Consider the following 14462-nt stretch of genomic DNA (forward strand, 5'->3'; position numbering starts at 1 on the left):
TGTCCCGTCCTGAAATGTGTTTGTACATTGAGGATGAACTATGACTACTTCTTCAGGCCTAAAGTACCACTCACACGTTTCGGTGCAGGCTTGTTCGGTCTGTTTGAATCTTGGCTGCGGTTTGCAGGTTTGCCGCTTCGACGATCGTTATTGTCGCGATCTTTACGATTGCGGTCCGAACTGTTTCTATCTGAATTAGAACGTTCAGAACGAGAGTTCGATTTCCAGTTCTCAGTATTGCCGCCGCTTTCACTATTCGATGAGTTACGGCCACGCTTCGAATTCGGTGCATGACGGAATTCATCTGCATTGTTACCGCGGTAAGTGCGAGTACGGTTCTCTTTTTGATTACGGCGCGCTGTAGAAGTTTGGTTCTCTTCACGGCTATCAAAAAGTTTCGCGTCAGTCGCTTTACGAATACGTTGACCTTTTGCGTTAATTTTTGACGCATCTTCAGTGCTTACTGAACCTTCACACATCGCTAAGATTTCAGTGATCTCTTCGTCGCTCAGGTAGCGCCATTTTCCGTTAGGAATACCGTCTAGTGAGATATTCATAATACGAACGCGGCGAAGCTTAAATACTTCGTAACCTAGAGCCTCACACATACGACGAATCTGACGGTTAAGGCCTTGTGTTAGTGTGATTCGGAATGAGAATTTGGTCTCTTTTTCTACTTTACATGGCAAAGTGACCGTATCGAGAATATGAACACCAGCGCCCATTTGCTTCAAAAACTCAGTCGTAATCGGCTTATCAACACGCACCACGTATTCTTTTTCGTGGTTGTTACCTGCTCGTAGGATCTTGTTTACGATATCGCCGTCGTTGGTTAAGAAGATAAGGCCATCAGAAGGTTTGTCTAGGCGACCAATCGGGAAAATACGCTTGTGGTGGCCGATAAAGTCGACGATGTTGCCAGGAATATCACGCTCAGTCGTACAGGTGATACCTGTTGGTTTATTAAGAGCAATGTAAATTGGCTTCTCTTTTGAGCGAACAGGCTTATTGTCGATCTCAACATCATCACCTGGCATGACTTTAGTCCCCATTTCAGGGATCTTGCCATTGATAGTAACTCGCCCTGCATCAATGAGTTTATCGGCTTCACGACGTGAGCAGAAACCAGTTTCACTGATGTATTTATTAAGGCGTTTAGCTTGGGATTCTTGTGACATGATATTCTCTTAGCGTTTCACAACGGAAATATAGATAAACAAAAAGCAACCTTTGGACAGTTGCTTTGAGTTGGGATTTGTTAACTGAGGACAATTTTAGCACTTGGTGTGAGTCTAGGCACGAAATATCGATCTCGATACAAATCGTTATTAACCTACTATTACCTCAACCTATCAACTGGAGCGCTTTTGATGGCGTTCTCTGTTCTCTAGCTTTTTCTCATTACTCTTTCTGAGCATGACGTAAACAGCGCCTGTGCCACCGTGAAATTGCTGTGCTGAGTGTACACATTGCACATCGTTGATCTGAGTAAGCCAATTTGCCACATAGCTTTTCATCATTGCTGGTGGATTTGAACGCTCACCCTTACCGTGAACAATGATGACGGTACGAACATCCATTCTTAAACACTGACGCAAAAATGAAAGCACTTCGTTACGTGCGCCTTTCAGTGTTTTCCTATGAAGGTCAAGCTTGGCTTGAATCGGGTATTTGCCTAGACGTAGCTTTTTGTACACGCCTTCTTGTACACCGTCTTTTTTATAAGCAACGATATCGTCTGGTTTGATCATTGGCGAGTAGTCTAATGATAAATAGTCTTTCTCGTCGTCAGACAGCCACATAGCGGCTTCACGCTTTGCAAGGTGAGATTCGGTGACTCGGTGTACTTTCTGGTGTTCAGCGGTGTCATGGTCGATACGTTTCACATCGCCCATCATTTCTTGGAATAAATCTAGGTCATCATCATGAGACATAGTGTGTATCTCAAGTTGGAGAAGGATAAGTTCAGTATACCTAAGTTGAGGCTGGGTTTAAAAATGAAAAAACCGGAGAAGACAAGAAGTCTGCTCCGGTGCAAAGCGTTTTTACATTTACTTATAGAGTAAAAGAATACTTAAAGTAAAAGTTTTAGGCTGAGCGATTCTAGTGAGGAGATTTTTCAGTCATAACTTTGTAGATGAAGAAGCCTCCATAAAACATCATGAGACCCAGAGCCCCGAAGATTACTATCATTGAAGATAGTCCCACCGCATTACCAAATAGGAGATCTAGCCAAAAGTCCATGTGTATACCTCAAAGTTATATGACACGGGTTAGTGTATTAACTGGTATTATCAATTCACTGATCTGGATCAATCCTGTTTCATAAGTTAAATACTTGTTGGTAACTGTGTGTTTTTCGTCACATCAACTGTGTTGTTGTATGTCTTTTGTTCGAACGATTCGAATTCACAATAAATATGAGAAAAAGCGCTTGCGGATAAATTCAGAATCCGTATTATACGCTCCATCGACAGGCAATCAGCCAGTTAGATATCTCGGTGAATAGCGCAGCTTGGTAGCGCATCTGGTTTGGGACCAGAGGGTCGGGGGTTCGAATCCCTCTTCACCGACCATATTAAAGAAAGCCGTAGCAGAAATGCTACGGCTTTTTTGTATTTTAAACATTCGGCTTCATTCTGGTTTGGAGTCAGAGAGTGGGGTTGGAATACCTGTCCCCTGGAAGCCCAGCAGCGTCGAATTCCTCTTCACTGACCACACTTAGAAAGCCTGCTCAATGAGCAGGCTTTCGTTGTTTTGAGATATTGTAAATAGGGTTCGAACTAGACTGGAGTTCGCCTGATGTTCGAAATAAGCTCTTCACTGGCCGCATTAAAGAAAGCCGTAGCCCTCTTTACAATAGAAGGGGCTACGGCTTTTTTGCGTTTTAAACCTTCGGTTTCATTCTGGTTTGGAATCAGAGAGTGGGGTTGGAATACCAGTCCCCAGGAAGCCCATCCGTATCGAATCTCTTTTCACTGACCACACAACTCTAATTTGTCTAGTTCACATCACACGTGATGTCTTTTATCGGTGTTTCCGAGGTAACAAAACAAACATAAGCTTCTGCGGGGTTATTTGGGCCAATTCGAATGTAGCCTGCCTTTACTTCATCTTCATCAAACGTCGCCGAGTGAGAGTTGCCCGTTTGGTTGTCGTAAAAGCTAGCTTCAAAATTGTTGTTCATTTGGCTTGCGATACGGTTTCGTGTTGTCGATGTTGTGAACGTGATATTGGCACAGCGCATCGGTGGTTTCTCTGTGACCAAAAACTGTCCGCTTTCTTTATCTAGCACACCGCCTTTGGTATTTGGTTGAATGTCTATCGCCTGAAACTGTTCGATGGTGCATGTTTCTTTGGCTGAGGCTATTGAGGGCATCAGCATAGTGAGAGCAAGAGGGAAAGCAAAAAGTACTGGTTTCATTACATCAACGCCGTAGGTAAAAAGAGCGAAAGATAATAGCACCGCTATGGTGCCATTAAATGTAAAGATTCTGTTATTAAGGACATGCTTTTATAATGAAAAGGTCATGTCCTAACTAACTAGCTGTCTTTGTTAGCTTCGAGCTGACACTGAGCTTGTTGGCTTTGTGATTGTTGAGTCACACTGAACCCATTATCTTCTAACAACTGTAAAAGGTTGCCTTCGCCAATCAGGTGTAAAGTGCCGACGACCAGCACGTAGTGTCCTTTCGAATCGAGTTTCCAGTCATTGGCAGATAGTTTGTTTGCCCAATCAATGTTGCGATCCGTTAGAAATGCTTTCTCAAGCTCGGTGGGCATTTCAGACAGCTCTGCAAATTCCTCAAGTTTGGTTACATCACCCGCTTTCCAGCTCTCAATTAGGCAATGAACCACACGGTCTGTTTGATCAAATTCTTCAATGCTTGTCACTAGCCACTCTTTACCAGAATCTTTTTGCCCTGCAATCAGGTCTATTTGAAATTGTAGTGGCTCTAGGCTTAGTACTGGAACGTCTTGTATCGTCGCTTTATAGGCGAGTGTTGCGTCTACACCGCCCGCTGAGCCGTAACCAAGGTTCTTTAACTGCTGCATCTGTATAGAAAGAGACGTCGCCCAAGGTGGTGAGCTCAATAGTTGCTGAGTTGGCATATCCAAAGATTTTGAAATGCTCGTTAATAACTGTTTTTGCTCTTCGCTTAATACATCGGCTGTGGTTACCGTGGTGGTAGGGTACACCACGCCTTCTGTCTTTCTTATATCCGTCTCGACAATTAATCCGTCGCTCTCTTTTAACGTGTCAGTGATTTGCGTGGGAAGCGGGTACATGCTCTCGTCCCCAACGTGTACAGAGCCTAAGATTGTGAGTGTCAGATCATCTTTCTTTGCTTGCCAATAAAGGGGCTCGGCGAGCGCTTGCCTAGCTGAAAAAGCGAGAACGAATAAAACCATGTACCAGAGTGGACGCAAAGGGAGCTCCTTTATGAAATATTAAACTCGTTAAAATCGATTTTGACGGTGCTTTTTAACGGTTTTTTTTGAGAACGATGTCACGTTGTTTGTACGAAAAGTATAACAACCCAAGCAAACTCTTAAACCTTTCTCTCTATCAACGACATGATTTTATGAAATCCTTTAAAAAGATTGTGATTCAATTCTCAATTTTTACGTCAAAATAAAAATGACGGAAGTGCCGTTAGTTCTAACTTTATGATTTTTATCTAATTAATCCCAGCGTGGTTTTTGAGATTTGAAGTTGATCACTTTATTAACTTGATTTAATTCACGGCAAAAAATAAGCCCATATAGTTTATCTAACTTTCGAAGCGCTCCAATTTGCTTCTTACTCAATTTTTTAATTTATGGGTGAATACGATGTTGAAGAGAAACTTACTATCTGTAGCGGTACTGGCTGGTTTGGCGGGTTGTGCTGTAACACAAGCACCAGAACAAACGGTGGTTAATGCACTGGCTGAAAACCTTGATGTGCAATACGAAATCTTGACGAACCATGGCGCAAACGAAGGCATGGCTTGTCAGGACTTAGGCGCAGAGTGGGCATCATGTAATAAAGTAAACATGACGCTAACTAACGATGGTGAAGCGATTGATTCAAAAGATTGGACCATCTATTTCCACAGTATTCGCCTTATCTTAGATGTTGATAATGAGCAGTTTAAAATCACTCGCGTAACCGGCGACTTACACAAGCTAGAACCAACAGAAAAGTTCGATGGTTTCGCGGCGGGTGAAGAAGTGGTTCTTCCGCTAACAAGTGAATACTGGCAACTGTTTGAAACTGACTTTATGCCAGGTGCATTTGTAACGGCACCAAACGCGGCACCTAAGATGATTGCTTCATTGAATACGGAAGATGTAGCGTCGTTCGTAACTGGTTTAGAAGGAAATAACCTAAAGCGTACTCCTGATGACAACAACGTAATGGCAACCGCTGTTACGCGTTTCGAAAAGAATGCAGATCTAGCAACGCAAGACGTATCAACCACTTTGCTACCAACACCAATGTCGGTAGAAGTGGGTGAGGGTTCAGTGAGCATTGCTGGTGGTATTGCCCTACCTAAAGATGCATTCGATGCTGAGCAATTCGCAGCAATTGAAGAACGTGCAGATGTGGTAAACGTAGATGTGAGTGGCGACCTACCAGTTAGTGTCGCTGTTGTTCCTACTCAGTTTACGGGTGATTTGGCGAAATCTGGCGCTTATGAACTAAGCATCTCGGAAGAGGGGATTGCAATTAAAGCGTTTGATAAAACAGGTGCTTTCTACGCAGTTCAGTCTATTTTTGGCCTAATAGATAGTCAGAACGCTGAATCATTACCACAACTGTCGATCAAAGATGCACCGCGCTTTGATTACCGTGGTGTGATGGTGGACGTTGCTCGCAACTTCCACTCAAAAGATGCCATCCTAGCAACGCTAGATCAAATGGCGGCATACAAGATGAATAAACTGCACCTTCACTTAACAGATGATGAAGGTTGGCGTTTAGAAATCCCAGGTTTACCAGAGCTAACGGATGTAGGGTCTAATCGTTGTTTCGATTTGGAAGAGCAAAGCTGTTTACTGCCTCAGCTAGGTTCAGGTCCAACAACAGACAACTTCGGCTCTGGTTTCTTTAGTAAAGCGGATTACGTCGAGATCTTAAGCTACGCAAAAGCGCGCAGCATCGAAGTTATTCCTGAAATTGATATGCCAGCACACGCTCGTTCAGCTGTGGTATCAATGGAAGCTCGTTACACTCGTCTAATGGCGGAAGGTAAAGAAGCAGAAGCGAATGAGTACCGCTTGATGGATCCACAAGATACATCGAACGTAACTACAGTTCAGTTCTATGACAAGCAAAGCTTCATTAATCCATGTATGGAATCTTCAACTCACTTTGTTGACAAGGTGATCTCTGAAGTGGCTGCAATGCACCAAGAAGCTGGCGTTCCGCTAACGACTTGGCACTTTGGTGGCGATGAAGCGAAAAACATTAAGTTAGGCGCTGGCTTACAAGATATTAATGCTGAAGACAAAGTGGCATGGAAAGGTAACATCGACTTATCCAAGCAAGACAAACCGTTCCAACAGTCTCCACAATGTCAGAAATTAATTGCAGACGGTACTGTAAGCGATTTCGGTCACCTGCCAAGCCACTTTGCAGAAGAGGTGTCTAAGATTGTTGCTGAGAAAGGGATTCCACACTTCCAAGCGTGGCAAGACGGTCTGAAATACAGCGGGGGTGAAGACGCATTTGCAACTGAAAGCACTCGTGTGAACTTCTGGGATGTACTTTACTGGGGCGGAACTTCGTCAGTATACGATTGGTCAGCGAAAGGTTATGACGTGATTGTGTCTAACCCAGATTACGTTTACATGGATATGCCATACGAAGTAGATGCGGCAGAACGCGGTTACTACTGGGCAACACGTGCAACTGATACTCGTAAGATGTTTGGTTTTGCACCTGAAAACATGCCACAAAACGCAGAAACATCTCTAGACCGTGACGGTAATGGCTTCAGTGGTAAAGGTGAGATTGAAGCGAAACCTTTCTACGGTTTGTCTGCTCAACTTTGGTCTGAAACAGTACGTACTGACGAGCAGTATGAATACATGGTGTTCCCTCGCGTATTAGCAGCTGCAGAGCGTGCGTGGCACCGAGCTGATTGGGAAAATGACTACAAGGTGGGCGTTGAATACTCTCAAGAAACTAACCTAGTGAATAAGCAGGCTCTACACAGCGACTTCAATCGCTTCGCGAATATCCTTGGTCAACGTGAGCTGGCTAAGCTTGAGAAAGCGGGTATTGATTACCGATTGCCAGTACCGGGTGCTAAGGTTGTTGATGGTAAGCTAGCGATGAACGTTCAATTCCCAGGCGTAGAGTTGCAATACTCTGCTGATGGTGAAAACTGGTTAACGTATGACGAACAACAGCGCCCGTCGGTTTCTGGTGAAACGTACATCCGTTCTATCTCTGAAAGTGGCGAGAAAGTAAGTCGAGTAACGTCAGTTAAATAATCGACAAGTCATATTAATAGAAGAGCTTCCGAACTTTTATCTTACTTAAGGTAAAACGGAAGCTCTTTTTATTTGTCGCTAATTAGTCATTGCTATAAAGATGAAACATATAGAAACCGTCTTTGTATATAACGTCAACAATGCGCATAAAGTGAGTTCTATCCCAAAAGTGATGAGGCTCTCATTATTCTCTTCAAAAAATAAGTTCCCTATAAAAAACTCTCAATCAAGCGTGATTGGAATAACTGAATCTAATTTTTCTTCGTGAAATAACGTGATCGCGATCTGTATATTTTTCCACCTCGAGGTTTTTACTAATTTTTATGTTTTTAAGTGGTTGAATTTAATGATTTAAATAACTTGTCTTTTTTTGATAGTGAGAGGGATCACTCTGCTTAGTCTTTTATTTTGAAACGCAAATTAATTCGAGCAACATAGATTCCATGCCAGGGAGGCGACTAACTACTCAAGCGGTGAAGGTGAATGATATACCGAAGATATGCCGCTGAAAAAATCAAACTAAGGCAGTTTACTATGAAAAAAATTATCGCTCTAAGTGCTCTTTCTCTTGCTTTCGCTTCTAGTGCTTTTGCTGGTTCTTCTTACGTAACAGGTAACATCCAAATTCACGATGATGGCCGTATCCACGGCTCTGACATGACTTCTACGCTAGAAGCTGGTCACACGTTTGATAACTCTCTAGGTGGCTTCACTGTTTACTCTGAGTTCGACGGTATCCAACTGGGTAAGCTTGAAGGTCTTACTTCCGCTGAAACTGGTGATAAACCAACAACAGGTAACAATACTCCTGGCATTACTGTCGGTGGTGAGCAATCTTTCAACATCACTGACAAATTATGGGTTGCTGCGGGTTACCAACACCTATTCTCTGCGGGTGAGAGCATTCAGTTCCGTCCATTAGTTAAGATTGGTTACAACTTCGATAACGGCATCTCGATTAGTAACCGTACTCGTGCACACATCGACGACACACCTAACGATGATAAAACTGACTACCGTATGGATAACCGTATTGCATACACAGTGAATGCTGACCTAGCACTTAGCTACAACAACGTTTACATGATTGAAGCAGAAGCGATGGACCACGAGTTACGTGCAACATGGACTCGTCAAGGTGTTCAACCTTACTTTGAGTTCCGTAGCCAAGCTAACGGTGTAGACTTCGCAAACGGTGCTTCTAAGCAGAACAATGCATTCGTATTCGGTGCTTCTTACGGCTTCTAAGCTGATTGAGCTTCTTTGCTAAATAGCTTGTTGGTTAGTTAGTGAGGGGAACATAGCGGTACTAACAGCCCGGTTGGTGCCGCGACAAGATTTGCTTTACTGTCCAAAAGCAAAGAGCCTAGCAAGTAAACCACTGTCTTGGGTTTGCTTAATACTAGGCTCTATTTTTATGCTTTCAATTCTATTTTAGAGTATTCGAAATCTAGTTGCCTTTGTAGTGACGGTATTCGAACACCTGACCTTTATCATTAAACGCGTACACAGAGTATTCGTCTTTTTTATCGCCATACTCCATACCCGGTGAGCCCATAGGCATACCCGGAACCGCCAAACCAATCGCATTACGTGGTGGGTTGTCTAAAAAGGCTTTCACGTCTTCTGCTGGAATGTGTCCTTCAAACACATAACCGTTGATCTCTGCGGTATGGCAAGAGGCTAGGTTTTGCGTTACTCCTAACTTCTGCTTGATCGGATTCATATCATCGTGGAGCTTCTCTGTTACATCGAAGCCGGCATCACGCATATGTTCCGTCCATTCTGTGCAGCAGCCGCAGTACGGGGATTTGTGGTTTAGAACATCAGTAGCCAAAGCTTGTCCTGAGATTGCAGCGAGTACAGTAAGAGTCATAACTTTACGAATCATGGTTAACCTCATGAATATGGTTTTTATTAATATTAGAATGAGTGGGTTTGAACAATCTCAGCCTGTTGGCATTGCTTACGACAGTAATTGACGACATCGCCATCGCTGCTCCTGCTACTACTGGGCTAAGTAGAAATCCAAAAAACGGGTAGAGCACACCGGCCGCAATAGGAATGCCAAGCGAGTTATAAATAAAGGCGCCAAACAGGTTTTGCTTCATGTTTCTCACGGTCGCTTGAGACAGCTCAATTGCGTTACTTACAGATAGTGGCGACGAGTTAAGTAGCGTCATCTGCGCACTTTCAATCGCGACATCACTGCCACTGCCCATTGCGATTCCTATATCCGCTTGAGCAAGAGCAGGCGCATCGTTAATACCGTCTCCGACCATGGCCACACTGTGATATTGTTGTTGAAGCTGAACAATATGTTGCGCTTTTTGCTCTGGAAGCACTTCTGAGATAACTTCGTCGATACCGACGCTTTTGCCTATTGCTTGAGCCACAGAGTCGTTGTCGCCCGTTAATAGCACGGTGTGAATTCCGGCGGATTTTAGTTGAGCGATCGCCTGTTTGCTATCTATTTTTAACGCGTCTGAAATGCCCAATATGCCTTCCAGTTTTTGGTCAATCACGATAAAAATCGGCGTCCAGGCTTGTGAGTGACAAAGATCAATAAAGTCAGAGCCAATGTCGGTATTGATACCTAGTTGGATCAGGTACTTAAGCGAACCAACTTGTACGTTCTTGCCGTTAATGGTTGCTTGAACTCCTAGCCCGCGTTGGTTTTCAAACTCACTGTGTGGGAGTGCTGACACTTCCAAGCTCTCTGCATATTGGCAAACGGCTTTGGCTAGCGGGTGCTCAGATCCCACTTCCACTGAATAAGCATAGGTTAGCAATTCTTGCTCAGCTAGATTCGAGTAAAACACTTGTTGAACGGTCGGTTTTCCTTGAGTTAACGTGCCTGTTTTATCAAATACGACTGCATCAATCTTGCTGGCTGACTGCAGAACATCGGCATCTTTAATAAGAACGCCAAACTCTGCTGCTTTGCCTACTCCGACCGTAATAGAGAGTGGTGTGGCGAGGCCCAAGGCACATGGGCAAGCGATGATTAATACTGTGGTTGATACCACTAACATGTAACTTGCACTTGGTTGCGGACCCACAAAAAACCAAACTAAGGCGGCAACTGCTGCGATTGCGACTACAACCGGAACGAAAACTGCTGATATAGAGTCTGCAAGTTTGGCGATTGCAGGTTTACTACTTTGTGCTTGGCGTACCATTTGAATGATGCGAGCCAGCATTGTGCTTGAGCCAATCCCAGTTGCTTCAATAACTAAGCTACCATCACCATTAATCGTACCTGCTGAAACGCCATCAGTAACTGATTTTACGTTGGGAAGTGGCTCACCAGTCAGCATGGATTCATCGATGTAAGACTCACCTGATACCACGACACCATCGATAGGGACTTTTTCTCCTGGCTTCACTCGAACTTGCATACCGACTTGAATGGCTTCCACAGCGATTGTTTGCTCTTTGCCATCGACGATAACCACCGCTTTTTGAGGCTGTAAATTAATCAGTGCCTGTAGAGATTTTGTGGTGCGAGCTTTGGCTTTGGCTTCGATGTAGTGACCCAAAGAAATAAGGCCTACTATCATCGCGCTTGCCTCAAAGTAGACATGGCGTGATGCTTCTGGGAACCATGATGGAATCAGCACAACCAACATTGAGTAGAACCATGCAGCTCCGGTACCCAAAGCAACTAACGTATCCATGGTTGCACGTTTATGCATCAGAGATTGCCAAGCATTGGTGAAGAAGCTGCGTCCCGAGGTCGCAAGCAGTATCAAACAAACGATACCAACCAAGCCCCAAGCCAGTTGGTCGTTAAACGTGGTAATGGTCATGCTGCCACCGAACATACCCCATGCCATCAGCGGAGCACCGATAAGCAGCGCGCTTACTGAATTCTTTAGGAAAGCTTTTTGGGTACGAAGTTGTTGTTCTTGTTGTTTTTGTTGTTGGGTCGCCGCGTCATCAACGAATTCGGCACCATAACCTGCGGTTTTTACGGATTCTATTAGCGTGCTTTCGATGAGGTCTCGTGTTTTAGAGGTAAGAACCAAGGCCGTCTGCTCAGCAAGGTTTATCTGAGCTTGGTCGACGAACTCATTCTTTTTCAACGCTTTTTCTACTGAATAAACACAACTCGCACACGTCATCCCTTCAAGCACAAGATGATAAGTAAATTGACTGGCAACGGGCTTAGTTTGTGTCGTTTCTGTAGGCGCTGGTTTTTTATCTTCTCCTAAACCTGAACCCTGAAGGTCATGAGATTTAGAGTAAGGAGTAGCTTGATAACCGACACTTTCGATCAATTCAATAAGCTCGGGTTCTGAAAGCAGAGTAACCAAGGACAATTCATGTTTGCTGACTTCTAGGTCTGAAATTTGCTCGGTTTGTTCAAGTGCTTGAGTCAGTTTGTTTACGCACTTACCGCAGCTGAGGCCGGATAGCGAAAGGTGCAGCTTATTACCCATAGAATAGCCAAGCATTGCCAGCTTCTCGTTGAGTTGAGCGTAATTCAATGGAGTCGAAATATCGATGTTCGTCGGCGATATGTCATTGATCGTTGTATTGTCGAGATCATCAAACAGTGTGCGGACTTTCTTCGCACACCCCATGCAATTAAGGCCGTTAAGCGCAGTTGTGTAATGGTTCATACCGATACTCCAATTCTCATCTACGCCTAACATAAACCTTCCCGTAAGGGTAAGGTCAAACATAAATTCAAGAATTTGACCTCAGTGGTGTGTTAGCTGGTGGGTTCAATTTTTGAATGGGAGAGGGGAATAAAGGATCCGCGGCTATAATCTACTGGTTAAAACTATAGATTCGCTGCTTTGAAGGCGGAATTCGGCTTTCTATAATCGCTTTCGTACAACAACAGCACATTAATCATTCACTACTGATTGTAGATTTAAGCGGTGGTGATAAAATAGCGCCCAAAATTTAGTGATATTTGTCTATTACAAGCTTTGTAACGACGAGCACTAAAAGAATCACCTACATAATCAAGGTATTTAAATGACGGTTAAAACTCGTTTTGCTCCTAGCCCAACTGGCTATCTTCACGTTGGTGGTGCACGTACTGCACTTTACTCTTGGCTATTCGCTAAAAACCAAGGCGGTGAATTCGTTCTACGTATCGAAGACACGGACCTTGAGCGTAACTCTCAAGAAGCGGTTGATGCAATTCTAGAAGGCATGCAATGGATGGGTATGGAATGGGATGAAGGTCCTTACTACCAATCTAAGCGTTTTGACCGTTACAATGAAATGGTTGATAAGCTACTTGCTGAAGACAAAGCATTCAAATGCTATGCGTCTAAAGAGCTGCTTGATGAAATTCGTGCAGAGCAAGAAGAAAACAAAGAAATGGCTCGCTACGATGCTAACCACCCTAAAATTGTTGCGGCAAACGAAGCCGCAAAAGAAGGTGATGCATGCGTTATCCGTTTCCGTAACCCTAAAGAAGGCAGCGTAGTATTTGATGATCAAATCCGTGGTCGCATCGAAATTGCTAACAGCCAACTTGATGACCTAATCATTCGTCGTACAGACGGTGCACCAACTTACAACTTCGTAGTGGTAGTGGATGACTGGGATATGGGTATTACACACGTTGTTCGTGGTGAAGACCACATCAACAACACACCTCGTCAAATCAACATTTACGAAGCACTAGGCGCGCCAGTTCCGACTTTCGCTCACTGTGCAATGATTCTTGGTGATGATGGTGCAAAACTTTCTAAGCGTCACGGTGCTGTTTCTGTAATGCAATACCGCGATGAAGGTTACCTACCAAACGCACTAAATAACTACCTAGTTCGTTTAGGCTGGTCTCACGGTGACCAAGAGATCTTCTCTCAAGAAGAGATGATTGAGTTCTTTAGCCTTAAAGCAATCAGCAAGTCTGCTTCTGCATTCAACACTGACAAGCTACTTTGGTTGAACAACCACTACATCAAAACTTCTGAGCCTGAGTACGTTGCAAAATACCTGCAATGGCACCTAGACGCACAGAAGATCGATACAACAAACGGTCCAGCGATCACTGAAGTGATCAAGCTAGTTGGCGAGCGTTGTAACACACTTATCGAACTTGCTGAGCAGTCTCGTTACTTCTACGAAGACTTCTCTGAGTTTGAAGCTGGCGCGGCTAAGAAGCACCTACGTGGTGTTGCTAAAGGCCCACTAGAGCTTGCTCTTGCTAAGGTTGAAGCACTTGAAGATTTCACTACTGTAAACATCAAAGATGGTGTGATTGCAGCGGTATGTGAAGAGCTAGAGATCGGCATGGGTAAAATCGGCATGCCACTTCGCGTAGCAGTAACAGGTGGCGGCCAGTCTCCTTCTGTTGATGCTGTGATGGAGCTTGTTGGTAAAGAGCGCGTAATCGCTCGCATCAAGATGGCTCTTGAGTTCATCGCTGAGCGTGAAGCTAACGCTTAATTGAGCGATTGCTAGAATCAAAAAAGGGTCAGTAACTTGGTTACTGGCCCTTTTTATTTGTCTCGAGTTTTACTCTCTGAATAACTTCGTTAAAGCTTGTCGTCGGCAATCATTTGAGTCGCTTGCGCGGGTGTTTTCTTATCAAACAAGATATCCATCATCGCTTTGATGCGCTCCATATCGTCACCAAACTTAGAAAAGTTGCCGCTATTCGGCGCCTTAAACTCTACGTTACCAACGCGCTGTTGATCTTGATAAGCGGAGATCTTTGCGTCTGCCACAAAGGTTCTCAAATCCCAGCTCCAACGAGATACGTAATCTAGCGTGACTTCTTCAGGCTTGTGTTCAGAGCCGTCAGCGACAACCTTACATTTAACTTGATTGTTCAAACACCAATCGAGCATCGAATCAAGAAACACAGTGCGCGTCTTGGTGTCTTCTACGATAGTGATGTTTTTAATATTGTTTGCTTCTGGCAGTGCATTCCCTGAATACTTAGGAGCACTACAACCTGCGAGTAAAACGACAACAGCGGCAACTAACCAGTTTTTCAT

At 44.0% G+C, this 14462-nt stretch carries 11 protein-coding genes and 1 tRNA gene; 4 read left to right on the forward strand and 8 right to left on the reverse strand.

Translation table 11 applies throughout. The annotated features are described in order from the left end of the window. Positions 1-44 precede the first annotated feature (44 nt). The 3 genes from rluF to BCT34_RS04970 form a co-directional block, all read right to left on the reverse strand. Positions 45-1178 carry a 23S rRNA pseudouridine(2604) synthase RluF gene (gene rluF / locus BCT34_RS04960; RefSeq protein WP_076651257.1) on the reverse strand — a complete coding sequence of 378 codons (1134 nt, stop codon included), beginning with the start codon at positions 1176-1178 and terminating at the stop codon, positions 45-47. 174 nt (positions 1179-1352) lie between these two features. Next, positions 1353-1934 carry a DNA endonuclease SmrA gene (smrA, locus tag BCT34_RS04965; RefSeq protein WP_076651256.1) on the reverse strand — a complete coding sequence of 194 codons (582 nt, stop codon included), beginning with the start codon at positions 1932-1934 and terminating at the stop codon, positions 1353-1355. 169 nt (positions 1935-2103) lie between these two features. Further along, positions 2104-2244 carry a DUF3149 domain-containing protein gene (locus BCT34_RS04970; RefSeq protein WP_017062321.1) on the reverse strand — a complete coding sequence of 47 codons (141 nt, stop codon included), beginning with the start codon at positions 2242-2244 and terminating at the stop codon, positions 2104-2106. Positions 2245-2499: 255 nt separating this feature from the next. On the opposite strand from BCT34_RS04970, the gene BCT34_RS04975 reads away from it, so the two are divergent. Continuing rightward, positions 2500-2576: transfer RNA gene (locus BCT34_RS04975), tRNA-Pro, on the forward strand. A 425-nt stretch (positions 2577-3001) separates the two neighbouring features. Here BCT34_RS04975 and BCT34_RS04985 read toward each other — a convergent pair. Then, positions 3002-3424, reverse strand: coding sequence for a hypothetical protein (locus tag BCT34_RS04985; RefSeq protein ID WP_076651266.1), 423 nt, complete (start codon positions 3422-3424; stop codon positions 3002-3004). Between the two features lie 119 nt (positions 3425-3543). After that, the gene (locus BCT34_RS04990) at positions 3544-4431 is read right to left on the reverse strand and encodes a TraB/GumN family protein (protein WP_076651254.1); all 888 of its coding nucleotides are present in this window, start codon (positions 4429-4431) and stop codon (positions 3544-3546) included. Positions 4432-4836: 405 nt separating this feature from the next. On the opposite strand from BCT34_RS04990, the gene BCT34_RS04995 reads away from it, so the two are divergent. Beyond that, positions 4837-7488, forward strand: coding sequence for a beta-N-acetylhexosaminidase (locus BCT34_RS04995; RefSeq protein WP_076651253.1), 2652 nt, complete (start codon positions 4837-4839; stop codon positions 7486-7488). Between the two features lie 534 nt (positions 7489-8022). Continuing rightward, on the forward strand, positions 8023-8736 hold the full coding sequence (locus tag BCT34_RS05000) for an oligogalacturonate-specific porin KdgM family protein (RefSeq protein ID WP_076651252.1): 714 nt from the start codon (positions 8023-8025) through the stop codon (positions 8734-8736). A gap of 202 nt (positions 8737-8938) precedes the next feature. Here the strand turns inward: BCT34_RS05000 and BCT34_RS05005 are convergent, their stop codons facing one another. Together BCT34_RS05005 and BCT34_RS05010 are read right to left on the reverse strand one after the other, a co-directional pair. Beyond that, positions 8939-9379 (reverse strand): DUF411 domain-containing protein, encoded by a 441-nt coding sequence (locus tag BCT34_RS05005; RefSeq protein ID WP_076651251.1) that lies wholly within the window; start codon positions 9377-9379, stop codon positions 8939-8941. After that, complete coding sequence (locus BCT34_RS05010; RefSeq protein WP_076651250.1) at positions 9369-12179, reverse strand: copper-translocating P-type ATPase; 2811 nt, start codon at positions 12177-12179, stop codon at positions 9369-9371. The genes BCT34_RS05005 and BCT34_RS05010 overlap by 11 nt, the downstream gene beginning before the upstream one ends. A 301-nt stretch (positions 12180-12480) precedes the next feature. On the opposite strand from BCT34_RS05010, the gene gltX reads away from it, so the two are divergent. Further along, positions 12481-13908 carry a glutamate--tRNA ligase gene (gltX, locus tag BCT34_RS05015; RefSeq protein WP_065584431.1) on the forward strand — a complete coding sequence of 476 codons (1428 nt, stop codon included), beginning with the start codon at positions 12481-12483 and terminating at the stop codon, positions 13906-13908. An 89-nt stretch (positions 13909-13997) separates the two neighbouring features. Here the strand turns inward: gltX and BCT34_RS05020 are convergent, their stop codons facing one another. Next, complete coding sequence (locus BCT34_RS05020; RefSeq protein WP_076651249.1) at positions 13998-14462, reverse strand: Sbal_3080 family lipoprotein; 465 nt, start codon at positions 14460-14462, stop codon at positions 13998-14000.

It is taken from the genome of Vibrio sp. 10N.261.45.E2, assembly GCF_002875705.1.
GTDB lineage: Bacteria > Pseudomonadota > Gammaproteobacteria > Enterobacterales > Vibrionaceae > Vibrio.